The 25,030-nt window shown below is 33.7% G+C and carries 18 protein-coding genes; 9 read left to right on the top strand and 9 right to left on the bottom strand.

Annotated features, from left to right (window positions below):
• Positions 1–20 precede the first annotated feature (20 nt).
• The 9 genes from IPJ23_10535 (at position 21) to IPJ23_10495 (ending at position 13,199) form a co-directional block, all read left to right on the top strand.
• Positions 21–713 (top strand): hypothetical protein, encoded by a 693-nt coding sequence (locus tag IPJ23_10535; GenBank protein ID MBK7631114.1) that lies wholly within the window; start codon positions 21–23, stop codon positions 711–713.
• A complete protein-coding gene (locus IPJ23_10530; protein ID MBK7631113.1) occupies positions 710–1,312 on the top strand; it encodes a hypothetical protein in 603 nt (200 codons plus the stop codon). Before IPJ23_10535 ends, IPJ23_10530 begins: the two co-directional genes overlap by 4 nt.
• A gap of 457 nt (positions 1,313–1,769) precedes the next feature.
• Positions 1,770–2,882 (top strand): hypothetical protein, encoded by a 1,113-nt coding sequence (locus tag IPJ23_10525; GenBank protein MBK7631112.1) that lies wholly within the window; start codon positions 1,770–1,772, stop codon positions 2,880–2,882.
• 157 nt (positions 2,883–3,039) lie between these two features.
• Positions 3,040–3,786: a hypothetical protein gene (locus tag IPJ23_10520; GenBank protein MBK7631111.1), complete on the top strand. Its 747-nt coding sequence runs from the start codon at positions 3,040–3,042 to the stop codon at positions 3,784–3,786.
• Positions 3,787–4,660: 874 nt separating this feature from the next.
• Positions 4,661–4,786, top strand: a complete 126-nt coding sequence (locus IPJ23_10515; GenBank protein ID MBK7631110.1) for a T9SS type A sorting domain-containing protein — start codon at positions 4,661–4,663, stop codon at positions 4,784–4,786.
• A 29-nt stretch (positions 4,787–4,815) separates the two neighbouring features.
• The gene (locus IPJ23_10510) at positions 4,816–5,574 is read left to right on the top strand and encodes a hypothetical protein (protein ID MBK7631109.1); all 759 of its coding nucleotides are present in this window, start codon (positions 4,816–4,818) and stop codon (positions 5,572–5,574) included.
• A 41-nt stretch (positions 5,575–5,615) separates the two neighbouring features.
• Positions 5,616–6,287, top strand: coding sequence for a hypothetical protein (locus tag IPJ23_10505; GenBank protein ID MBK7631108.1), 672 nt, complete (start codon positions 5,616–5,618; stop codon positions 6,285–6,287).
• A gap of 834 nt (positions 6,288–7,121) precedes the next feature.
• Positions 7,122–9,908: a discoidin domain-containing protein gene (locus IPJ23_10500; GenBank protein ID MBK7631107.1), complete on the top strand. Its 2,787-nt coding sequence runs from the start codon at positions 7,122–7,124 to the stop codon at positions 9,906–9,908.
• A gap of 738 nt (positions 9,909–10,646) precedes the next feature.
• Positions 10,647–13,199 carry a discoidin domain-containing protein gene (locus IPJ23_10495; protein MBK7631106.1) on the top strand — a complete coding sequence of 851 codons (2,553 nt, stop codon included), beginning with the start codon at positions 10,647–10,649 and terminating at the stop codon, positions 13,197–13,199.
• Positions 13,200–13,287: 88 nt separating this feature from the next.
• On the opposite strand, the gene IPJ23_10490 is transcribed toward IPJ23_10495, so the two are convergent.
• From IPJ23_10490 to IPJ23_10450, 9 genes are all read right to left on the bottom strand, one after another.
• Positions 13,288–14,295, bottom strand: a complete 1,008-nt coding sequence (locus tag IPJ23_10490; protein MBK7631105.1) for a peptidoglycan bridge formation glycyltransferase FemA/FemB family protein — start codon at positions 14,293–14,295, stop codon at positions 13,288–13,290.
• Between the two features lie 60 nt (positions 14,296–14,355).
• On the bottom strand, positions 14,356–15,159 hold the full coding sequence (locus tag IPJ23_10485) for a polysaccharide deacetylase family protein (GenBank protein ID MBK7631104.1): 804 nt from the start codon (positions 15,157–15,159) through the stop codon (positions 14,356–14,358).
• A gap of 142 nt (positions 15,160–15,301) precedes the next feature.
• Positions 15,302–16,477 carry a glycosyltransferase gene (locus IPJ23_10480; protein MBK7631103.1) on the bottom strand — a complete coding sequence of 392 codons (1,176 nt, stop codon included), beginning with the start codon at positions 16,475–16,477 and terminating at the stop codon, positions 15,302–15,304.
• A gap of 183 nt (positions 16,478–16,660) precedes the next feature.
• Entirely contained in the window at positions 16,661–18,118 is a 1,458-nt protein-coding gene (locus IPJ23_10475) for an oligosaccharide flippase family protein (protein MBK7631102.1), read from the bottom strand.
• A 527-nt stretch (positions 18,119–18,645) separates the two neighbouring features.
• On the bottom strand, positions 18,646–19,938 hold the full coding sequence (locus IPJ23_10470; protein MBK7631101.1) for an O-antigen ligase family protein: 1,293 nt from the start codon (positions 19,936–19,938) through the stop codon (positions 18,646–18,648).
• 267 nt (positions 19,939–20,205) lie between these two features.
• Positions 20,206–21,231, bottom strand: a complete 1,026-nt coding sequence (locus tag IPJ23_10465) for a peptidoglycan bridge formation glycyltransferase FemA/FemB family protein (protein ID MBK7631100.1) — start codon at positions 21,229–21,231, stop codon at positions 20,206–20,208.
• Positions 21,232–21,247: 16 nt separating this feature from the next.
• On the bottom strand, positions 21,248–22,114 hold the full coding sequence (locus IPJ23_10460; protein MBK7631099.1) for a glycosyltransferase family 2 protein: 867 nt from the start codon (positions 22,112–22,114) through the stop codon (positions 21,248–21,250).
• Positions 22,115–22,207: 93 nt separating this feature from the next.
• Positions 22,208–24,079: an asparagine synthase (glutamine-hydrolyzing) gene (gene asnB, locus IPJ23_10455; protein MBK7631098.1), complete on the bottom strand. Its 1,872-nt coding sequence runs from the start codon at positions 24,077–24,079 to the stop codon at positions 22,208–22,210.
• A 27-nt stretch (positions 24,080–24,106) separates the two neighbouring features.
• Entirely contained in the window at positions 24,107–25,021 is a 915-nt protein-coding gene (locus IPJ23_10450; protein MBK7631097.1) for a glycosyltransferase family 2 protein, read from the bottom strand.
• Positions 25,022–25,030 lie beyond the last annotated feature (9 nt).

Below are 25,030 nucleotides of genomic sequence, written 5' to 3'. Positions count from 1 at the left end.
TACAACAGGTTAGAAATATATTGGACTCTGCTGTAGCGAAAAATCAGTGGGTGGTATTTTACGGTCATCCGCTTGGCGATACTCCTGGTGGTTGGGAACAAAGTCCTGCTCTATTACAAGCCACGTTTGATGAGATTGTTGCCCGGCAAATTCCTGTAAAGACTGTTTGGGAAGTAGTAAATGATCTTTATCCGGCGGGTTGTGTAATTAGATGCGCAGATGATACATCACAATATCCGGTGCGTCCAACTTTTGAAGAAGGACATGGATCGTTCAATACTTCTGTCTGGAATGAATACTGGCATACTACTAGTTGGACAGAACCTCGCTACATAGGCACACCTGCTGTGTACTGTCATACTTCAAATAAAAGCTTACCTGTAATGAAGTTTTACTGTAATGTCCCAAATGGCGAGTATGAGGTTAGAGCAACAATTATCGCTAAAGATCCCGGAAGGACTTACAAATTATTTTATTCATTAAATGATGAAGGCAATCCTTCTAAAGACAGTGTGGAAGTAAATAAAAATAGTGATGTTTCTTTAGGTACAGTTACTGTTACCAACGGACAGTTTTCTCTCTTCACTCAGAAAGCAGATGCTATCACCGGTGGAGATGGATATGTAGGATGGTCATATATAAGGCTAATTACTCAATCATATGTAAATGTCAAAGTCCTTCTCAGGGTAGTTATTCCGGTAGCGGAACAATGACAACATCCTTGAATACCGCAGGAATGATACCTGTTCATCATCCATTCAATGATACCTTGGACATATGGAACTACACAGGCAGTGAGCGAATATATAATCTTCCTTCAGATGTCGTTGATTGGGTTCTTTTAGAGCTAAGGACAGGTACTGCCGCAAGTACCACTGTAAGTAAACGCGCAGCTTTATTAAAAAGTAACGGTACTATTGTAGATATTGATGGAACAAGCCAGGTAAAATTTAAAGCTGTGGTCCCTGGTAATTACTATATAGTTGTAAGGCATAGAAACCATCTTCCGATAATGAGTGCGAACCCTGTTGCTCTTGGTTTTTCAAGCAGTTCACTTTATGATTTTAGTACAGCACAGACACAAGCTTATGGAACAGAGCCTATGGCTAACCTTGGAGGTAATGTTTTTGGAATGTATGCAGGTGATGGTAATGGAGATGGTGGAATTTATGGAGAAGATTTTGTTCTTTACTATTCTGCACAAGGTCAAGAGAATTATCAGGTAGAAGATTATAATATGGATGGAGGCGTATACGGTGAGGATTATATTTTATATCAGACGAACCAAGGTTATGAGTCTTGGGTTCCATAATAAATTAAAGAATTTAATGTTTAATGATTTGCCCACAATTTGTTATAACAATTTCTCAATTAACTTATATAGCAGATTACCATAAAGTATTTTTCATTTCTTCTACTCCACAAATCGGATTAGAAATTTACAGGCTTTGTTGTTAAGGTAATCCATCCAGATACTTTAGGTACGGCTTCATTTGTAAACATTCATTAACTGTAAATTGCAATATTGATCTATCCACAAATTGAGGTAAACTGGAAATGAGCATTACAAAATTAAGACACAATACCAGTCTACTTTCCATTAGTTTTATATTGATTAAATTTATTATACTTGTTAATCAGCAACTTTTACTTGACTTTCTAAATTTAAATATTGATTTATATCATATTAACTATTTTGTTTAACTCTTTAATTTGAAATTTACTATCAAAAAATTTTTAGCAGTCTTAAGCAATTTTATGGAGCTAATTTGAAAAAATTATTAATAATCAACCTTGTATTTATTCTAGCCCCCTTTAACACATTCTCACAATGGTATTTGCAAAATCCTTATCCTACGGCCAATTCATTTAACTCTGTTGAACTTATTTCTGAAAATGTTGGATGGGCTGTTGGAACTGCAGGTACAATTATGAAAACTAGCGACAGCGGAGTAACCTGGGAGTCTTTAGTAAGCGGAACAAAAGTAGAGCTTACTAATGTTTGTTTTATTAATGTAAATAAAGGATGGGTTATCGGAGCAGAAGGTACAATCCTGATAACTTCTGACGGCGGAACAAACTGGACTCCACAAGTAAGTGGAGTGTCAAATTATCTTCATAGTTTAAGTTTAGCTGATTCTATCCACGGTACTGTTGTAGGTCAGAGCGGATTAATACTAAGGACTACTAATGGTGGCACAAGCTGGATCCCACAGACGAGTGGAACATCACTAGAATTGACAGGAGTTTTCTTTTCGGATTCAAGTACAGGTACTGCAGTTGGCAATTCCGGAACAATCCTGAGAACTACTGACGGCGGATCTAACTGGACTCCACAATCAAGTGGAACAATACAAGGACTTAAAAGTGTCTTCTTCACAAGTAGAGATACTGGAACCGCCGTTGGATATGAATCAACTATTCTTCGAACAACTAACGGTGGGTTAAACTGGGTTCAACAACCGGTATCACCTAGTACAGAAGTTTTCGAGGATGTGTACTTTGTTAATTCAGATACTGGTGTAGCAGTAGGTTGGACTGGCGCTATTTTTCAAACTACAGATGGAGGTGCAAGTTGGATTGAACCATCGCACGAATCAAAAACATTAGCCGGTGTCACCTTTGCTAATTCAAATATTGGAATTGCCGTCGGTCTTTATGGATCAGTTATGAAAACAACAGACAGCGGTATAACCTGGAATACTAAAGAAATTGGTGCCCAAGCAAACCTTTTTAGTGTTTTCTTTACCAGTAAAGATACAGGTACCGCGGTTGGTAATGCAGGAAGAATTCTCCATACTACAAATGGCGGAGCAAGTTGGGAGGTACAAACTCCACCAGTAGACAATTTAAGATGGTGTTTATTTTTCAAAGAAGAATAAGAACAAAGGAATAGTTGTTGGCCAGGCCGGAGCAATCCTCAAAACTACAGACGGTGGTACATATTGGGACATATCCACAGTAGGAACAAATTTCTTACATAGTGTTTTTATTACTTACATAGATACCGCAATAGTTGTTGGTGATACAGGAACTATTTTGAGAACTACTGACGGAGGAACAAATTGGACCACCCAATCAAGCGGAACAACAAATAATTTATCAAGTGTCTTTTTCACAAATGCAGATACTGGCTTTACAGTTGGCGATGCAGGTACCATCTTAATAACTACTGACGCTGGATTAAATTGGGGTACACTTACAAGCGGAACATCAAATTTTTTGAAGAGTGTTTTCTTTTCAGATCAAAATAATGGTACTATTGTTGGCTATAGCGGAACTATCCTCAGAACTACTAACGGCGGCACAAACTGGACTCCTCAAACAAGCGGAACAACAAAAGAATTGAATAGCGTTTTCTTTACAGATACAAATAACGGAATTGTTGTTGGTGAATTTGGTACAATTCTTAGTACTACAGACGCTGGTACAAACTGGACAGTAGAAGAAATCAGTACAACTAACTTTTTATTGGGGACTTTTTTTACTGATGCAAATAACGGAACTATTGTTGGCGAAGGAGGTTTAATTTTGAGAACCTCAGTACCATCACCAGCTTTTATTACAGCAAATTTAAAAGTATTCCTTACAGGACCATATAATGGTCCTGGCACCATGACTTCATTTCTTAATTCTAGTAGTTTAATTCCACTCAATTCTAATACCGCTTATTCAACTATAAATTATGATTACACTGCGAGTGTTGTAGGTAGTATTCCAAATTCAACTATTGTTGATTGGGTGCTTGTTGAACTAAGGACCGGAACCGCTTCAAAACAAAAGTAGCGACACGCGCGGCATTTATAAAAAATGATGGGACAATCGTAGACACAGATGGGACAAGTCCAGTAAAATTCACTGGTTTATCTGATGGAAATTATTATATTGTAATACGTCATCGGAATCATCTTAGTATAATGAGCGCATCAGCGATTCCATTAGCAGTGCTCTGCGTGGTATAATTTTTCTTCATCACAATCACAAGCTTATGGTACAGGTTCGATGTATGCTCTTCCTGGTGGAGTTTTCGGAATGATCGCAGCAGATGGAAATAACGATGGCGAAATTTTGGGGAAAAAAAAAAAATTTTAACAAACCCCCCAAGGGAAGGGAGGCTATTTTTCCGGGGTATAATTTAGAGGGCACAGATGGTGAAGATTATATATTATATCAGTAATCAGGATCACCAATGTACCCTAAATTAGATTTTAATAAAATTGAGGAAATAATAAATGAAATTATTTGGTTAAACCCCTCAAAAAAAAAAATTTTTTTTTCGGTTACACTTTGTTTTGATTTGAATTCTAATTCTGGATTCTTGAAAAGGTTAACTAGGTACACAAGTACCAATTAAAAATACCTTTAATAGTATTTTAACTTTGATGGATTCAATACACAACCGGCCCCCCCTTGTTTTATTATTTTGGGTCCTCTTTTTCCCCCTTTTTTTTTTTTCGGTTTTAATTTTTAACTTTATTAGATTTTCCATTTTCTTTTTTTTTTGAATTATTTTCTTTTCCCCCTGCGGGTTTTACCCTCCCCCCCCCCCCCCCCAACCAAACACACAGGTTTTGCTTTAAGTGGGGACAAAACAGAGTTGAACAATTCCGGGCCCAATGTCGGAAGAAGAGTAAGGATAAGTTCATTTGCATAGAATAGCTTGTTAAAACGGGTATTCAAGCATAAAGTAACATTTAATGCTTCTTCGCTTCCAAGTGGAGCTTACATATACAGAATTGAAAGCAATGGATTTACTCAGGTTAGAAAGATGATTTTATTGAAATAATCCCTAGCAATAAAATTCTTGGAGAATATATGAGACTTATTTCAAAAAATTTTTACTTATCGGCGTTATTTCTATTCCTTTGTATAATAACATATCAATGTACAACAATAGCTCATACATCAAAACATTATGTAGACAAAAATGCTTCGGGTCAAAACAATGGAACATCATGGAGGAACGCATGGGAAAGCTTCTCCGATATAGAGTGGGACCAAATACAACCTGGTGATACTATATATATTTCAGGTGGTAAAGATTCAACTATCTATTATGAAGAACTATCAGTCGGTGCAAATGGAATAGCTGCCAATCCAATTACAATAATAGCAGGTAAATATTCACCAAGCCCATCGGGACACAGTGGGAGAGTGATTATTGACGGTGGTGGAACAAGAGGACAAGGTATTTATGTGCACGATAGAAAATATGTTACTATTAAAGGGTTTGAGTGTAGGCACGCTATAAAAGGAGTATATGTTGAAGGAGATGTTTGGGTAAGCAATATTATTCTCGATTCATTAAACATATACAATTATAATGACCAGGCAGGAATAATGCTTAATGGAATTCAAAATACATATACTGTTGATAGCGTAACGATAAAGAATTGCAGAATAGTATCCTGGCCAATATATAACGGACAGACTGATGGGATATATATGCAGGGTGCTCAGCATACAGTTATTCACAATAATTACATTCGTATACCTAATCAAGATCCTCTCGCTCACAATGATGTTATTCAGGGTATCATTGTAATGGATTTGTTATTTATAATAATATATTAATTAATGATTCAGTTTATAGTCCAGAAGGTGGCGGTATACCATTGATTCTTGGTTCTGAAGGTACTAATCCGGTTATTATATATAATAACTTTATTTATATGGGGGGAGTTTGGTTGCCAACAGGGAATATGAGTGCTGTACTTTGTACAAGGTGGTATGACAACAACCCAATGCCGCCAACGTGGATAATTAATAATACAATAGTGGCAAATGGTCCGAGATGCAGAGGAATTTGGCAGCAATATACAGCTACATGTATAAATAATATTATAGCAATGTACTGCCCACCTGCCTATAGGGATTTAACATTTATGAGCAATTTTGATGTGTGGGATTTACCTTCAGCTATTATTGTTGATAGTATAAGAAGTAATCTATTCTGGAAAGATGGTTTAGATATAGGTTTTACGGGGCAATACACAGGTAATGGTCTAACAGGTGGTATTTCCGGCTGGTTAGATTGGGTAAGCATTTATGGAGGAACCGGCGTCAATGCAGATCCCAAATTATTAATAAATGTAGGATATGAATCCGACCAAGGTGCTTTGAATGGAGAATTAAGACCTAATTCCCCAGCCATAAATAATGGAGAAGATATTGAGCCTTATCTGGATTATTTTTATAAAACTTGGGGGATTGTTCTTCCGAATGAAGGTATAAATGGTATTTCGAGAGATAAAACTCCCACAATAGGAGCTTATGAATATGAATAAGAAGGTAGGACAGATTTTACTCCGCCTAAAGTACTCGGAGTAAATTGGTTTACCAAGTGAAGTGAAATTTTATCTACTGCAAGATGTTTTAGACCGAACAAATAGTCTTCCATTTTAGAACTGAAACTTAAAGTGCTGATGATAAAAGAATAGCAACTTTTATTTATTTGATACACTCATCAATATGCCAGTGCTTGATGATGGATTTACCAACTTATGCAATGATATGATCATCAGGTGCAGGTAACTCTAAAACAAAATTATCCTAATTCTTTTAATCCCACTAAAACAATTCAATACTATGTCCCGCAACTAAACTGGGTTAGTTTAGCTGTTTATAAACTAAGCGGGCAGTAATTTCAAATTTTTGCCTATGAAGAAAAGTATTTGGCTCATAAAAAATTTATTTTAATGCAAAAAACCTAACCAGCTGATTATATTTTTATAAACACCAGTCGTTGAACTTTGTCGAGAACAGAAAAATGGTGTTGTTAAAAGGATGATAAATATTCTAGTATCAATAAGTTGAATTGAAAGGTTTTAATAACACGTAAATTACGACTAACCTCTGTAAAGTAAAAAGTTGATAGAAAATAGTCATGTAAAAGCAATATTTTTTTTGTCGATTTAGAAACTAAAAAAAATCCCATCCATAGAAAATTTATTCTTGAAATTGAGATAATTTTTATTGTAATAAAATGTTTCATCTAGTAAAAATTACAGAATTCACAATTTTACCGATTGTCTCGTTTTGAATGTATCAAAAAAATAATGATTCATAATGGCACATATGTTGAACCTAAATCTGTAATTAAAAAATGGGAAAGGGTTACGATGAAATTACGAGGATTTTTCAAAAGCTATCAAATAAATAGATTATCATTTGCGGTAGTTTTATTTCTATTATTATCACATCCATTATATGCAACAAATTGGTATGTAAATAAAAATGTAAGCGGTTCCAATAATGGAACAAGCTGGACTAATGCCTGGCAATCATTTTCTGTTATAAATTGGAGTTCCATTCAGCCAGGTGACTATATTTATATATCTGGCGGTACAGATTCTTTAGTATATAATGGACCACTTTCACCTAATTGTAGTGGAAATTCTGTTAATTGGATAACAATTATTGCTGGTAAGTATGCTCCATCGCCTTCCGGACATTCGGGCAGAGTAATAATAGATGGTAATAATCACAACCAATCAGCTATCACTTTTGGCGATGGTTCTGGTTCAAATCCGAGTTATATCACTATCAAAGGTATTGAGACAAGAAATGTGGAATCAGGTGTATATGCTAACTTTGATAATTTCCATAGAGGGATTAAGATTGATTCCTGTATGATATATGGTTTTAACGGGGCTGGGATACAATTTGAAACAGGCGAAGTTGGTTATCAAAATGCGGATAGTGTTTTTATTGAGAATTGCAGAATAGTTTCTCCTGATTATATTGGAGGGGAATCAGATGGAATCCAAATAAAAGGAGCTTCCAGAGTTTTTATTAATAATAACTATATAAGAATACCTAATCAAGACCCTGTTCAACACGTTGATGCAATTCAGGCTTATTTGGGAAATGGATTTGTAATCACTAATAACATTCTTATAAATGATTCGGTTTATAGTCCTGAGGGTGGAGGAATACCAATTATTCTTGGATCAGAAGGCTCTAATCCGGTTATAATATATAATAACTTTTGTTATATGGGTGGTGTTTGGTATTCAGGTGGAAACTGGGCAGGAACACTTATGACACGCTGGTATGATCACAACCCTATGCCCCCAACCTGGATACTCAATAATACAGTTGTTTCGAACGGACCAAGAGTAAGAGGTATCTGGTTAGAATATTCAACTCCAACAACCACAACTGTAATAAATAATATAATAGCACAATACAGCACTACCACAAGCGGGGTACTTGATAATTTCGATAATAGTACCGGTTCAAATCTTCGTGTAGATAGCATAAGAAATAATTTATTCTATCATAGCTGGGAGGGTGACGTAGGGTTTGGAGGTAATGTTACTGGAAATGGAAACACTGGCCAACCAACAGGATGGTCTGACTGGGTAAATAATTATGGAGGAACAGGAGTAAAAGGGAATCCACTGCTTGTAAGCAACATTGGTCACGAACCAGACCAAGGGTTACTTAATGGAGAATTACAATCTGGTTCACCTGCTATAAATCAAGGCGAAGATATTGAGTGGTTGCTAAACCGTCTCAATACAACTTATGTATTAAATGGCAGATTGCAATGGAATGACATAAATGGAAATCCAAGAGATAATACTCCTACTATTGGTGCTTATGAATATGATGCCGGACCAGATTTGACTCCACCCAGAGTAACCGGGGCAACTTTGCCGGACTCTATAACTTTGGTTGTGAATTTCTCAGAATCATTAGACCAAGCAACAGCTGAGAACGAAAACAATTATTCTATAACTAATAACATCAATGTCCTTAGCGCATCAGTATCTGGTTCAAAGGTCACTCTTCAAACGTCTCCCCATTCTCCGGGTTTATATGTAGTTACAGTTGTTAATGTTGAGGATGTTGCCGGCAATTCCGTTGACCCTGTACATAACACTACCCAGTATGAACATATAGTCTTACCACCCGATACGTTAATGAGGTTTCCTATAGTAGATGTAGAGGGAATAATAATAGAGCCTAACCATACACCAGAAAAGACAATTGATGGGCTGGGTGCACTTAGTGGAGATCCAGACTCAAGATGGGCGGCAGAACCGATGCCCGAGGAATTAACATTTGATCTGGGTGCAATTAGGACAGTATGTAAAACCAAACTATCCTTTTATAATTGGAATGCTGGAAGGGTTTATGATTACTCAATATCTATTTCAAGTGATAATAATAACTGGATTACCATCGTATCCCAAGCAACATCCGTCTCCAATGAGGAATGGACTGTTGAGGAATTTTCACCGGTTGATGCAAGATATGTACGAGTTCATTTTATTAATAACAATCAAAGTACCTGGGCAGGGTTATGGGAAGCTGAAATTTGGGGAGTTGGTTCAGTACCGGTCGAGTTGATTTCTTTTAATGCTGAATATTATGATGACAATGTAATCCTTGAGTGGATTACGGCTACTGAAACAAATAACCAAGGTTATGAAATTCAAAGAAAGCAAGAAAACTCAGAATGGGAAAATATTGGTTTTATTGAAGGTCATGGAACAACAACAGAACAAAAAGAATATTCTTACATTGATGATATAAGCTTAGTTCAGTCATCAGCTCTTGTTTATCGATTAAAGCAAATTGATTTTGATGGGAGCTTTGAGTACTCAAAAGTTGTTGAATTAGAGATAACACCAACTAAATACGAATTATCACAGAACTATCCTAATCCATTTAACTTGAGCACAACAATTAAGTTCTCTCTTCCAGAGAAAACACATCTAAAAATTAATGTTTACAACATGCTTGGTGAACATGTCGAAACACTTGTAGAAGGGACTTACGAAGCAGGAAATTATAGAGTTAATTTTGATGCAAGTGATTTATCAAGCGGCGCATACATCTACAGAGTTGAAAGTGATGCATTCGTTCAAGTTAAGAAAATGATTCTCCTTCGATAAACTTTTTATATGCTTCTTTCGGAACTACATCGGAGAAGTATTTTTGAAGTAATCAGAGTTCATTTAATCTAAAGATTAAAACTTCACGAAGAGTTGGGTTTTTTATACAGAAAAACAATAAGGTAAGCGTGATATTATTTTTGTTAATTTAACTTTAAGTATTTCCGATAAAGGAAAGTTTATTTCATAAATTGGAGTAAAGTTGACTATGATAAACCTTATCAATTTAATATTTACATTTTACGGACTTTTTTTTGACCTTTTATTAATGAAAAATTAAGTGTTCCTTTGCATTTGAAAAATACTGTTTTGGGGGAGTAATTAATTTAGAGTGAATATAAATCAAGATTATTTTTTGGCATTAGCACTATCACAAAATCTATATATCCTAATTTTAAATAGTTTTATCTCCATCAACCTTTAATAAGATAACAGCTTAGTATATCAAAAAAACCAAAGGCTAAGATTATTTAGTAATACTAAATCAAACAAATTACTTTTATACTTATAAATGTTTAAGTATTTTAGTTGCTAAAGAACGAAAGATTTTTTCAAATTGCACTAGCTACTCATCTCCCTTTCGTAAAAATAATTTAACCTGTTCAAAAATATTGTGTAAAAATTACAAAATTAACGATTTTACCGACAGTCTCAATTTAAATGTGTCAAAAAAGTAATGGTTCATAACGGCACATATGTTGAAACTGGACCTGTAACTAAAAATAGAAAAGGATTACGATGAAATTACGAGGATTTTTCAAAAGCTATCAAATAAATAGATTATCATTTGCGGTAGTTTTATTTCTATTATTATCACATCCATTATATGCAACAAATTGGTATGTAAATAAAAATGTAAGCGGTTCCAATAATGGAACAAGCTGGACTAATGCCTGGCAATCATTTTCTGTTATAAATTGGAGTTCCATTCAGCCAGGTGACTATATTTATATATCTGGCGGTACAGATTCTTTAGTATATAATGGACCACTTTCACCTAATTGTAGTGGAAATTCTGTTAATTGGATAACAATTATTGCTGGTAAGTATGCTCCATCGCCTTCCGGACATTCGGGCAGAGTAATAATAGATGGTAATAATCACAACCAATCAGCTATCACTTTTGGCGATGGTTCTGGTTCAAATCCGAGTTATATCACTATCAAAGGTATTGAGACAAGAAATGTGGAATCAGGTGTATATGCTAACTTTGATAATTTCCATAGAGGGATTAAGATTGATTCCTGTATGATATATGGTTTTAACGGGGCTGGGATACAATTTGAAACAGGCGAAGTTGGTTATCAAAATGCGGATAGTGTTTTTATTGAGAATTGCAGAATAGTTTCTCCTGATTATATTGGAGGGGAATCAGATGGAATCCAAATAAAAGGAGCTTCCAGAGTTTTTATTAATAATAACTATATAAGAATACCTAATCAAGACCCTGTTCAACACGTTGATGCAATTCAGGCTTATTTGGGAAATGGATTTGTAATCACTAATAACATTCTTATAAATGATTCGGTTTATAGTCCTGAGGGTGGAGGAATACCAATTATTCTTGGATCAGAAGGCTCTAATCCGGTTATAATATATAATAACTTTTGTTATATGGGTGGTGTTTGGTATTCAGGTGGAAACTGGGCAGGAACACTTATGACACGCTGGTATGATCACAACCCTATGCCCCCAACCTGGATACTCAATAATACAGTTGTTTCGAACGGACCAAGAGTAAGAGGTATCTGGTTAGAATATTCAACTCCAACAACCACAACTGTAATAAATAATATAATAGCACAATACAGCACTACCACAAGCGGGGTACTTGATAATTTCGATAATAGTACCGGTTCAAATCTTCGTGTAGATAGCATAAGAAATAATTTATTCTATCATAGCTGGGAGGGTGACGTAGGGTTTGGAGGTAATGTTACTGGAAATGGAAACACTGGCCAACCAACAGGATGGTCTGACTGGGTAAATAATTATGGAGGAACAGGAGTAAAAGGGAATCCACTGCTTGTAAGCAACATTGGTCACGAACCAGACCAAGGGTTACTTAATGGAGAATTACAATCTGGTTCACCTGCTATAAATCAAGGCGAAGATATTGAGTGGTTGCTAAACCGTCTCAATACAACTTATGTATTAAATGGCAGATTGCAATGGAATGACATAAATGGAAATCCAAGAGATAATACTCCTACTATTGGTGCTTATGAATATGATGCCGGACCAGATTTGACTCCACCCAGAGTAACCGGGGCAACTTTGCCGGACTCTATAACTTTGGTTGTGAATTTCTCAGAATCATTAGACCAAGCAACAGCTGAGAACGAAAACAATTATTCTATAACTAATAACATCAATGTCCTTAGCGCATCAGTATCTGGTTCAAAGGTCACTCTTCAAACGTCTCCCCATTCTCCGGGTTTATATGTAGTTACAGTTGTTAATGTTGAGGATGTTGCCGGCAATTCCGTTGACCCTGTACATAACACTACCCAGTATGAACATATAGTCTTACCACCCGATACGTTAATGAGGTTTCCTATAGTAGATGTAGAGGGAATAATAATAGAGCCTAACCATACACCAGAAAAGACAATTGATGGGCTGGGTGCACTTAGTGGAGATCCAGACTCAAGATGGGCGGCAGAACCGATGCCCGAGGAATTAACATTTGATCTGGGTGCAATTAGGACAGTATGTAAAACCAAACTATCCTTTTATAATTGGAATGCTGGAAGGGTTTATGATTACTCAATATCTATTTCAAGTGATAATAATAACTGGATTACCATCGTATCCCAAGCAACATCCGTCTCCAATGAGGAATGGACTGTTGAGGAATTTTCACCGGTTGATGCAAGATATGTACGAGTTCATTTTATTAATAACAATCAAAGTACCTGGGCAGGGTTATGGGAAGCTGAAATTTGGGGAGTTGATGGTCCCACTGTAGTTGATCCATCTAACAATAACTTGCCTAAAGGATTTGCTTTGAAACAAAATTATCCTAACCCATTTAATCCTTCTACAACAATTCACTATTCAATTCCCTCATCTTCATTTGTAACATTAGCTATATATGATGTTTTGGGAAATGAAGTTGCGATACTAGTTAGTGAAGAGAAATCTAAAGGAAGCTATGAAGTTAACTTTTCCACTACAGGTGGATCTTCATTTGGAGGAGAAGTATATAGTCTAACGAGCGGAATATACTTTTACAGATTACAAGCAGGTTCCTTTGTGGATACTAAGAAAATGATTTTGTTGAAATAATATTCTTATGTCAATGCCTACCGGAAGGTAGGCATTTTTTTATATTAGTAGAGAAATGATATAAACAGTAGATCAAAGTGGAACTAATTTATCTTTTAATAAACTCTCCGAAACTAACAATTCGCTTGGATAACCTGTTATTATATGATTCAAAAGTGCCCATACCCAGTACTTCCTGATCAGTAATTCCAGATTTAAAATGATATCCCCCAGGATTCTCATCTTTATTAATTCCGCCAAGGTCATATCTTTGACATCCCTTTTGCTTTAACCATTTTATCATTTCCCACTGCAGTAAATACGAAGCCTTATTCTTCATCCCAATTTCATTTGATGCTCCAAGCAAATAAATACCTGTATTTCCAATGGCGCTACCTACTATACTGGCGACAGGAATTTTATCTTTATATGCGACGAATATTTTCTTCTTGTATTCATCATCCAATGCCTCATTCATTTTTCCCATTTTATAAGGATCCACGTTTTCTTTGAATTTCTTCCGTGCCATCATTTGATTGTAAATTCCAAGAAAAACATTATACTGTTGCTGGCCATTACCTTCGCAGATTTCCAGGTCATTTCTTTCTGACTGATTAAGACAATTCCTCCATTTTTGCTTAAAACTTTTTCTTATTTCATCAAGTTCTTTATCAAGATATAAAACTAATGTCTGGTGTCTTCTAATATTCTCTATACGATTAAATCCAAGATTTTCGATAAAATCGAAATTTGAAACCATATCCGAAAAAATGTATGGTTGTATTCTTAGTACAAGTTGCTGCTTCACTACAAACTCTTCTCTCAAAGCAACAAAAATATCAGCCAATTTTTGGATATTGTTTTCTTGATTTCTCTTCTGCCATACAGGTCCATTTAAAATGTAAGCTATCCCACGGTTTAAGATTGGTATTTTTCTGATGCGTACTTTTACTAAACCAATCAGAGTCTGGTTTGAGTAAATAGCAATGTGTTTTACAATCTTTTCATTTTGAACTAATATGGCAAAATTCCAGGTTTGATATATATTGGCATCATTAAAATCCTGCAATGATGTATGCCAAAATGTTTTGTCGTTAATTTCTTTTAATAAAATCATTGTAAATAAAAAAAGGTTATTCTAGTTTTTATATTAATTAAATTATTTGAACACTATCAACTAACTTGATAGAAATTTCTTTACTTTTGTTTTCAATCTGCTTGCCCTCGGTAACCATGAATAAGCTCCAGAAGCTTTAAGTTTTAATTCAATGAAAAAGTCATCTGGGTCCACTCCTATCCTGCCAAATATTTTACTTTTTGTTGGAACAGAAATCATTTCTGGTTCTGTTGTATAAACAAACCTATAACCACAATCAAAAGCAAGATTTAACAATTGATCATTATAACTGCCATAGGGAAAACTAAACGATACAACTTCCTCTCCCGTGATTTCTTCAAGTAGTGATTTTGATAAATCAAACTCATCTCTTGCAGCCTCTGATGTTACATTTCTTAAATCTGTATGGTGTAAAGTATGAGATCCTATTTCTATACCTTGATCTGATAATTCCTTTATTTCATCAAGGTTTAAGATTCTGTCGTCGTGGTAAATTTCCTGCCTTTTTTGTTCCCACTTTGGGTAACTACCGATCGTAGCCGCAGGAATAAATATAGTTGTTGGGATTTTTCTTTTTATTAATTCGGGTAATGCATTTTTTAAAATGCTAGATAATCCATCATCAAATGTAATCGAAATTAGATTTTTCCTTGAAGTAATAGTATTAAGGGAATTTAAAGAAACTAGGCAATATTTATTCGAAAGATAATTCAGCTGTCGAATAAATTTTTCTTTACTCAACACTGAATGATAATAGATTACAACACACATTTGATTACCCTGAGTCATGCCCAAAAGAATTGCAATTTTCTTGGCAAGAAGATATATAATACTTATAAATATTTTTAGTAATCTTGTGATCATTTTATTCGTACATCTTTTCTTTTTAAATTATTAGTTTTTAGAAAATAATCAAGAAAGTATTGCTTTACATAATATTTCTGGAATGAAATGTAATTTGAAAAACAATAGGAAAAAGTAACAGCAGGATATTAGTAAAATTGTTTCACACATTCTTAATCATTATTTCGTAAATCGGTTTCATTAATGTTGCGCTATTTTCCCACGAATACTTTGTTTCACTAAGATTCCTTGCATATTTCCCCATCTTTTCGAGGTTCTGTTTATCAGAAAAGGCCTGAATAATCTTCTCTGATAAATTTTCCGCACTGTTGGAAGACAATACAAATCCACTTTTTCCTTCTTCAACAGACTCCTTAAAATCTCCAACATCTGATACAATTACCGGTCTTCCAAATGAATAAGCTATGTGAAGAACCCCGCTATGTGAAATTCCTCTATAGGGTAGTACAACTACATCAGATGCAATAAAATATTTCGCAACTTCTGCATCTGGAATATACTTCTCATGAACAACAACTTTAACTTCGTTTGGTAACTTTGATAGTATGTCTTTGCATTTTAATACAATTTGCCTTGTTTCTGCGTCACCAGCCTCTCCAGCAATTATTAACGCTAAATTATTTATTTTTGAGGAGGCTATAGGAATTGATTTCGAAAGAATATCTAATCCTTTATATTCTTTAATTGCGCCAAAAAATAAAATAACATTCTGCACATCCGATAAGCCAAAGAACTCCCTTGCCTCAGATTTAGCTATGATTCGATCAGGAATAAAAGTATCAAAATCACCGTGAGGAACTACCTTAATTTTTTCTTCATTTAGTTTTATTTGCTGAGTCAGGTCTGTTTTATTTGAATTGGAATGTACGAACAAAATATCAGCTTTCTTATAAACTAAAAGACTGAAATAATGATCCAGTTTGCTGTTGTTTAAAGGTGTAACATCGTGTACGGTATGAGCAAGTTTTATCCCCATCAATTTGAGCATCAAAAAATATAAACTTTCCATTCTTAGTCTACGGAAATATTGAAAGTGAATAACATCGTATTTTTCGCGTTGTATCAGCTTATAGATATTCAAGAGATAATTCGAATATTTGAAAATCTTTTTAAATTTGCTTACGCTTTTGGTTCTTGATGGCCCAAGGGGAAGGAGAGGATAATCAATAGTACCATTATGTACATAATCCTCAATTACGATGAGACTTATATCAATGCCGGCTTTTTTCAATGCTTTACAAAGATGAAGAGCGTAATAGTTCCCGTTTTTTTCTACCCAGGAATCTATCATTAATACTTTAATTTTACTCGCACTCATGAAATTCACTCACTTTTAATAAAAAATAAAAAACAGAAAATCAATTTATTAATTGAAATATTTTTTGTCATGTAGATCTTTGACAAATTAATGAAAAATTAATCCATATTAATATAAAATTTTCAATTTAATAAACTGATCACCATTTCTAAAAAGATTATGTGTAATCCATTACGAAATTTTCTAACTGTTATCTTCAGGTTTAAACTTGAACAAATGTTTCGCAATCTGGTTAAATATTTCTTTTACTTCAGGCAATACAAAGTAAATTGCAATAAAATAGACAATCAAAAGAATCATCTTAAATATCAGATTATCAGGAATAAATGGATAATAGAGGAGCAGTGCCGTAATTGTTATCAACGTCGGTTTAATAAAACTAAATAGCTCTATCTGCATATCATACTTAGTTAAATATAAATAATGAAACAGTAGTGAGGCAAGACCGGTCAATAGAATTGAATATACAGCCCCCATAAAACCCCAGAGGGGAACCATCAAGAATGCTCCAATTAAATTAATCGCACCTGCTGCAATATTAACTTTTAAAGTTATAGAAGGTAGCCCCGCTGAAACCAATGAATAGCCCATAATATTTGACATTGCAGTCAAATAGAAAGCAACCATCATAAATGAAAAAGCCAATGAAGAATCTATATACTTATCAGAAAAGAGCAAAAGAATTATCTCTTTATTGAAAAGAAAAGAAACCAATAACAGCATGTTTATTACAATCGAGAAGGTCAAAAGTGATTTGTTGATTAATATAAGTGCAGAATCACGTTCCCCCAAGGATAACAGTCTAGAAAGATTTGGAAAGAATACAATAATAAATGATTGAAATCCTTTTGCGCTTGCTTGAGGAATTTTTCCTGCAACATCGTAATTAGCTATACTAACGGGGCTTAAATATGCGCCAATTATAAAAACATTTACCTGGGTTTGTATAAAATATGATATGCCTGAGAAGTAAAGAGGAATACTGAAATTGAGAATCTTTTTAATATTTTTAAAATTCACATCCCAATGGAAAACTTCTTTATAGGGAATTAGAGCCATCTGTAATAAAACTGTAAAAGTAACAGCTACTATTTCTACTAATAAAACGTTTTTCAGAGTTAAATCATCTAAATAGACAATAACAAGTAAAAGTGCTACCCTTACAATAGAAGTTATAGTTTGTACCGATGCATATTTCTTAAAGAGGTTCATCCCCTGTAATAAATTATAAAACAAGCCTCTAAAGCTTGACAATATAAACAGTATGATAATTACATATAAAAATTCAGTTGCTGTAAAATTGAACAGAGGCATTAAAGAATTGCCAAATAAAACAACCAGAATAACGGCAATAATTATTAATAAAATTCTTATTATAAGTATAGGAATAAATGTTGATCTTCTCTCCAGATCATCGGCACTAGATATAAATTTCACGAGACTTTGCTCAAGTGCTAGTCCGCTGACTGCATCTAGGAAAGTAGAAATCACAATTATCAACACATAAATTCCAAATTCCTCTTTTGTGATATGCCGTGTAATTATGACGATGCTCAGAAACTGGAAAACCATAGCTACTATAGTTCCCATGGAAGCGGCGGCCGAACCTTTAATAAAATCCCTTTTAAAACTTTTATCCATAATGTTAATATTTTTACATGTACAATAATACTTAGTGAAACAGACTATTAATCATACCCCACTAAAACTAATAAATTTTATTCCTGACAAATATTTTCTCCAGAGTGATTGTATCGACATAGTACATAATTGTAAATTTTTATCATCCAGCGGATTCATTATTACCTTAATTGGTTTCTTTTATTAGTTTAACGAGAATTGCAATATCGAGTTGCTAAATTCAACTATATAGTTTTAACAAGTTTACTTAACACCGATTTAGTTTTGCATGTTTTTTTATTTTCATTTAGATGATAAGATCACTGGAACTAGAGAAAAAGAAAATAAAAATAATAGAAGTAAATAATTTTTGTCACAATTCTTACTTGTAAAGGAATAATTCCTTAATCTATACTAAACAACAAATACCAAGCCATTATGTTAAATAGTTTGGAGATGTGCTTACTACTTAATTATTAAATATTATTCTTGCTTTTTTACACAAAATAAAAGTCTTTAAATATTAATTATTAGAATCCTCCATTATTTTAAGAGGAATTATTCTCATTATGATTAACTTGTCCTAAGTTAAAATGAAAAACTGAAAGTGCGACATATGTGGCCATAAAGTAGAAAGTTGTGATTCCCAAACCTACTTTAAATAAAATAGATTCAAAATAATTTAATGTCATTATTGATATAAAAATTAATATGGCTAAATTGCTATTTAACTTGAACATTCTATATATATATGCAATTATTGGAAATAAAAAAAATATAAAACCAACAACACCTAATTGAAGTATGATTTCCAAATAACCGTTATGTGCTGAGTTCACCACAAAGCCTTCAAAATAACTTGCAAAGATCTCTAATCTTGAAGAACCCATTATCCAATAAGTTGCAAAACCGTATCCAAGTAATAATTGTTTTTCTATATCATTCCACACAAAGGCCCAAATATCAACTCTACCAGAGAAAGTTAAATCTTTACCAAAATATCCGGGAATTAATCCAAAAATCTCTGAAGAAAAAATAAGAAATATCCCACTTAAGGTCAGGATAAATAAAAACACAAATCCCAAAATTGATCTACCAATTCCTAAATTTTTAAAAACCGACTCTATCTGAAAAACAATACCCATAAAGACAATAATAACTACTGCAATTAAATTTGTTGAACTATGAGCTTTATAAATTATTAAAACTGAAATTAAAATAAGTATGGAATCATATACCTTTGTTAATCTTGTTTTATCGAAGCTAAAAAAAACAATTGATGATAAAAGACAATAGAGGCTGTTTTGAGCAAGCCAGTTTTTTTGTACTTCCATTCCTCGCCAGGTTCCAAATACCGGATCAATAGCAGCAGGAATAAACCGGCATGCATACAAATTAAAAAATAAATATATTGAAACTACTATCTTAAGCTGCTTTAATAGTACTTTAGCATCAATATTTACCAATGCTTCTACGATAACAAGAAACATAACAAATAATTGAAAAGATCTTTTGAATGATAAAAATTTATAATCGGACCATAAAGCACTTAATAAACATATTAAAACGAATAAACTAAGATATTTTTCAGATCTTATGAGAGAAAATATTTTTTCAAACCTTTTTGATAAGATAACTAATGATGAAAAAAACAGGAATAAATAAACAACCTGATTTTTTATGTTTGTAGTTTCTCCTCCAAAGGTATCAGCATAATTACTAGGGTCAAAAGGAATACTGGTAGTAAAAAATGTAACGTAAATAAGTATAAAAGAATTTATTTTGATCAGTAGATCAATACCATTAATCGGTGCTTGAAGCTTATTTGATAAATATGACATTAAATAACAAAATAAATTGTGAACATTAAAACATTAAACCCACAAAAAGTGTTGAATACGAAATATTAGAATCAATTTAAATTTCTGTTCCTTCAATCTTAAGAAATAATTGTAAATTATCTATTCATATTCCTTTTGAGCTTATAAGAAATAATTTACAAAATAACTTTATCTGATATAGAATTTATGTTTTCCTGGCCAAGGTTATTCATTGAATTGTCAGAAAATATTAAAATTCAAATACAGGTTACTAACCATTAAGTAACTTTATCTAATAAATTTTTTAACTAACTCAAATCTTTTTAATATAGAGTTAAAAAATTTATTTGATCCAAAGTCCATTACATCAAGGAAGTGTACTTCAACGCCACCCATTCCATGCTTAAAATTATAAACATTAGGATTTTTTTCTTTATCTATACCTCCCAAATCAAAGCACTTATATCCATTTTCGTTTAAATAGACCAGCATTTGCCAATGCAACAAATATGAACCGTTGTAATTAGTCCCTGAGTCAGAAGTAGCCGCTAATATTGGGATTCCAGTGGATCCAACAGCTGAGAAAACCAAACAGCTTATTGGAACATCCTTGGAATAACAAATCGTTGAAATCATTTTCAACGACGAGGGCAAGCATACTTGTGTGGTTTTTAATTTATTAACATCTATCCCTTGATCAAATCTTTTTCTTTTAACCATCTCCAAGTAGAGTTTTTCAGCTTCCTGATATAGTGAATCTTCCCTACCACTTAAAAACCTAAGATTTTCATTTTCTGATTTTTTAAGTTTTTTTCTCCAATTTCCACTAAGATTTTTTTTTAATTCTTCTAAAGGCAGACTAGCATCAATATAAAAAGTATTAGATCCTGCATATTTACCTTTGGAAGTAAATCCAAGTTCATTAAATAAATTTTCAAATTCCATGTTCTTTTCTTTTAATAAATTTGGTGAGATTCTTAATACCAATTTTCTCTTTAAAACAAACTCCTCTTTTAAAAGTTTTAAAAATACCGACAGAATTTCGATAGAGTTTACTATATTTTTCCTTTGCCACACAGGTCCACGGTAAATATAAGCTAGACCAAAGTTAAAAAAAGGCAACTTTACAATTCTAACTATAGAAACTCCTAAAATTTTATCCCCCTTTTTCAAAACAACCGTACACATATGCCTTCCCCCTTTAGCGTGCAAATTATATTCATAGGATTGATAAAGGTTTGAATCTTGAAAAAGATGCAAAGTTTCGTTGTAAGCTTCTTTTGAAATACTATTAATTTCTAATTTATAATCCATTCAAAAATGCCGTTACCTAATTATTAATATGAAATAATCTAAAAGACTGTTCTTTCCTGATAAAAATTCTTAGCTCTTTGGGTACATTTTGATTTTCAAATTTAAATCTTGCGATCCAAAATCCAATAAAACGAATAAAGCTTCCAATTAAATAAGGATTCTGAGAAATTCTTTTAACGCACTTAACAAATTGGAACAATGGATGGTAACCAAGATTATATTCTACATAGCCATCTCTCAACCTTGTTTTCAAAAGATTTTTACCAGCAAATCCTGTTGGCTTGTGATGTAATACTAACATATCAGGAAAGCTTTTTGTCTCCCAACCATGCATTCTTGCTGAAAAGCAAGCAGCCGCATCTTCACCACCGTACTTCATGGGTATTAAACCGCCGATTTGATCAAAACATTTTCTCTGGAAAAATTGTGTGGCACCTCTAACGCTAAAAGGACTTTGATGAACGGCGACTTTTTTCCCATTAATTATATCAAAGTAATTTCCGCCGCCAATCCCGAGTTTTGGGTTTTTCTTAAATTCTTCAATTAGTAATAAATAATATTCCTTATCAAACGAAACATCAGCATCAAGAATTCCTACATAATCATATTCAGATGCTTGAATATTTTTTAATCCAATATTTAAAGCGTAAACTTTTGATGCAAAATCACGCCCATCCTTTCGATTATTAATTAAAAGTTTAATATATAAATTCTCTGAGGTATATTTACGTACTATAGATTCGGTGTTGTCAGTGGATCCGTCGTTAACAATTATCCACTCTGCAGGTTTATGCAACTGATTGATGACAGAGACAATGGTTTTCTCTATGAAGTCCTGCTCATTATGGGCAGCTGTTATTAAAATATACTTCTCTTTGTTCATAATCTATATCGAAAATCCATCGAGTAATTCTTAATAAATTTTAATTAAATATTTACTAATGATTTAAATAGTAACTTTTTTTGACAAAAAATACTATAAGTTATGATCTCTAAGCCATTTTTCAAGTACAATTAGACTGAATAGAATTTTATAATTAACCTCTTTGCCATCAGTATGATCCTTATATAAGGAGAGTACTTTTTTTGGTTTTAAAAACTCATACATAAGCGAACTTTTATCAAGTAGAATACCACTAAAGTCATTTGAAAGTGATTCCTTGAACCATCTATCAACCACGTTTGCTGCGAATCCGCGCTTTTTTCGTTTAATGATCTTCTTTGGTAAATAATCTGAACAAACTTGCTTATGGATCCATTTTCGGGTTCCAAATCTTATATGATAATCAGAAGGTAAGCGTTCAACATATTCCACGATTTTTTGATCAAGATAGGGAACGCGCACTTCAAGGCCATGCGCCATTGACAATTTGTCCCCGTACATCAGCAGTTCATCAGGAAGTGAGGTTCGAATCTCCAAATATTGAAAACCATTAAGGTCATCTGTATCTTCAATTAATGTCTCTAAATTTTTCCACGAATCAAGTATATAATCGCCAGTTCCTTCAGTTAATAGGTCGTCCTGGAACAGGCCATCTATGAGAGATTCAGACATTAAAGAAAATACCTGTTGATAACGAACCAACTTTTGCGAAACTTCTAGCGAATCTAAACCCCTTCTGATCGATTCACTTTTTGACATTTTTGACAGAAGTTTACCGATTGGTTTTCTTATTGTCCCTGGTATAGAACGCCAATATTTGCCATAATAAACACCGAGATGTCTTGTGTATCCACCAAACAATTCATCCGGTCCCTGCCCCATTAAGGCTACTTTTACTCGTTGTCTGGCTTTTTGACAGACATAATACATTGGTACTATGGAGGATGATGCAATTGGCTCTTCAACACAAGCGATGATTTTTGAAAGCGTTTCTTCAAATCGTTCCTGATTTATTTTTATAGAGTAATGAGGTGAATTAAAAATAACTGCTGATTCTTTTGCATAATCCAATTCATCATCGTGAAATGATCCTCCATACCCAACAGTAAAAGATTTCCAGTCTTCACCGAATTCATTCATCAAAGCCAGTAACATGTTGGAATCGACACCGCCGCTTAACAGTATGCCTAGTGGGACATCACTAATCAAATGACTTTTTACTGCTTGCCTATACAACTCAAGCAGTTCTTCTTTTACCTGTGCTTCCTTAGGAATGGGATTAAAGGTTTGCGGTTTGTAATTCCACCAATGTTTTATTTCAACATTTCCATTTTCCACAACTAGGCATGTTCCGGCTGCTAATTTCTGGATACCCTTATATATGGTATGTGGTGCAGGCGTATAACGATACCTTAAAAATAAATTTATCGCAGCTGGATTGATGTCTGGTTTTCTATTCAAACCGGCGAGGATTGCCCTTATCTCTGAACCAAAATAGAGTAGTCCATTTTCAATCATATAATACACAATTTTAATTCCCATACGGTCTCTGGCAAGAACTAGTCGTTTCTTTTTTTCATCCCAGATTGCTAAACCGAACATCCCACTCAGATGGCTAAGAACATCAATTCCCCATTGTTTATATCCGTGGACTATAACTTCAGTATCTGATTGGGTTTGAAAGATGTGTCCATAACCTTCGAGTTCCTTTTTTAACTCAGGGAAATTATAAATTTCCCCATTGAATATGACCCAAACTGATTTTTCCAGATCTGACATAGGCTGGTGTCCACCAGATAAATCTATAATAGAGAGTCGTCTAAATCCAAGCCCAATAGAATCCGAGACATAGTATCCATCATCATCAGGACCACGATGAGCTATTGAATCTGCCATTTTTTTTATCGTGTGTAGAGAAACAAGCTGCTTCTCTTTAAAATAATATTGTCCGCAAATTCCACACATATTACATTTTCATCATTAATTTTATATCTAAATCTTGATCATTCGTGAAGTTTTAACCACGTGTCCTTTTTGCTTGAAAGGAAGAAGTGAACTTAAGCGCTCTTTTTGTTCACTTCTAACAAAATCAATAAACGTATTACCTGCAGGGCACTTGTCCTTTTTAATAAATGCTGATAAATATCCAGTTATATTCAGTAAACTCCCAATTAAAATAGGTTTATCAAATAATCTGTAAAAGATTCTCACAAGAAAGAAAATTGGTGAATAACCCAATGTATAAAACATTTGTCCTTTTCTGAAATTCGCCTTTAACAAACTTCCCATGCCGGTTCCCGTCGGCCTGTGATGAAGTACTTTTAATTCAGCCAAAGTTTGCACCTCCCAACCCATCATTCTTGCCATTATTTCCATGTAGGCATCTTCTCCCCCGTACTTAAATGGAATATAATAGCCTATTTTTTCAAAACACTGTTTTCTAAATACTTGAATTGCCCCGGCAACACTGTTAAGGCTTATATTTTGAGGGTACACATTATCATCTACACAATCCAGGATAATTCCACCTGCAATTCCCAGCTTTGGATTGGTCTGGAATGTTCGAAATACTTCTTCATAATAACATTTATCTAAAGTTACATCTGCATCAAGATTTCCAATAAAATCAAATTCCGTTCCTCCAATTTTTTTCCATGCTTCATTAAGAGCATTAACCTTCGAACTGAAATTGCGTTCCTTATTAGGAGGTAGAGCAATTAAGTCAATAAATTTATTTTTCTTCCTATATTGTTCTACAATATCATTGGTCCTGTCTGTTGAACCATCACTTACAATTACCCATCTAGCTGGTTTTATTGTTTGATTGAGAACTGACTGAATTGTTTTTTCTATAAATAATTCTTCGTTCTTAGCTGCAGTTATTAAAACATATTTCACAGTGTTCATATTCTATTT

It is taken from the genome of Ignavibacteriales bacterium, from assembly GCA_016709765.1.
Lineage (GTDB): Bacteria > Bacteroidota > Ignavibacteria > Ignavibacteriales > Ignavibacteriaceae > IGN3.
This window is presented reverse-complemented; position numbering and strand designations above follow the sequence as displayed.

What these genes read in the sequence shown, in the direction of transcription:
- IPJ23_10530 (MBK7631113.1), top strand. Translation starts at nt 710, where the DNA reads ATGACAACATCCTTGAATACCGCAGGAATGATACCTGTTCATCATCCA.
- IPJ23_10510 (MBK7631109.1), top strand. Translation starts at nt 4,816, where the DNA reads ATGAGACTTATTTCAAAAAATTTTTACTTATCGGCGTTATTTCTATTC.
- IPJ23_10500 (MBK7631107.1), top strand. Translation starts at nt 7,122, where the DNA reads ATGAAATTACGAGGATTTTTCAAAAGCTATCAAATAAATAGATTATCA.
- IPJ23_10495 (MBK7631106.1), top strand. Translation starts at nt 10,647, where the DNA reads ATGAAATTACGAGGATTTTTCAAAAGCTATCAAATAAATAGATTATCA.
- IPJ23_10490 (MBK7631105.1), bottom strand. Translation starts at nt 14,295, where the DNA reads ATGATTTTATTAAAAGAAATTAACGACAAAACATTTTGGCATACATCA.
- IPJ23_10485 (MBK7631104.1), bottom strand. Translation starts at nt 15,159, where the DNA reads ATGATCACAAGATTACTAAAAATATTTATAAGTATTATATATCTTCTT.
- IPJ23_10480 (MBK7631103.1), bottom strand. Translation starts at nt 16,477, where the DNA reads ATGAGTGCGAGTAAAATTAAAGTATTAATGATAGATTCCTGGGTAGAA.
- IPJ23_10475 (MBK7631102.1), bottom strand. Translation starts at nt 18,118, where the DNA reads ATGGATAAAAGTTTTAAAAGGGATTTTATTAAAGGTTCGGCCGCCGCT.
- IPJ23_10470 (MBK7631101.1), bottom strand. Translation starts at nt 19,938, where the DNA reads ATGTCATATTTATCAAATAAGCTTCAAGCACCGATTAATGGTATTGAT.
- IPJ23_10465 (MBK7631100.1), bottom strand. Translation starts at nt 21,231, where the DNA reads ATGGATTATAAATTAGAAATTAATAGTATTTCAAAAGAAGCTTACAAC.
- IPJ23_10460 (MBK7631099.1), bottom strand. Translation starts at nt 22,114, where the DNA reads ATGAACAAAGAGAAGTATATTTTAATAACAGCTGCCCATAATGAGCAG.
- asnB (MBK7631098.1), bottom strand. Translation starts at nt 24,079, where the DNA reads ATGTGTGGAATTTGCGGACAATATTATTTTAAAGAGAAGCAGCTTGTT.
- IPJ23_10450 (MBK7631097.1), bottom strand. Translation starts at nt 25,021, where the DNA reads ATGAACACTGTGAAATATGTTTTAATAACTGCAGCTAAGAACGAAGAA.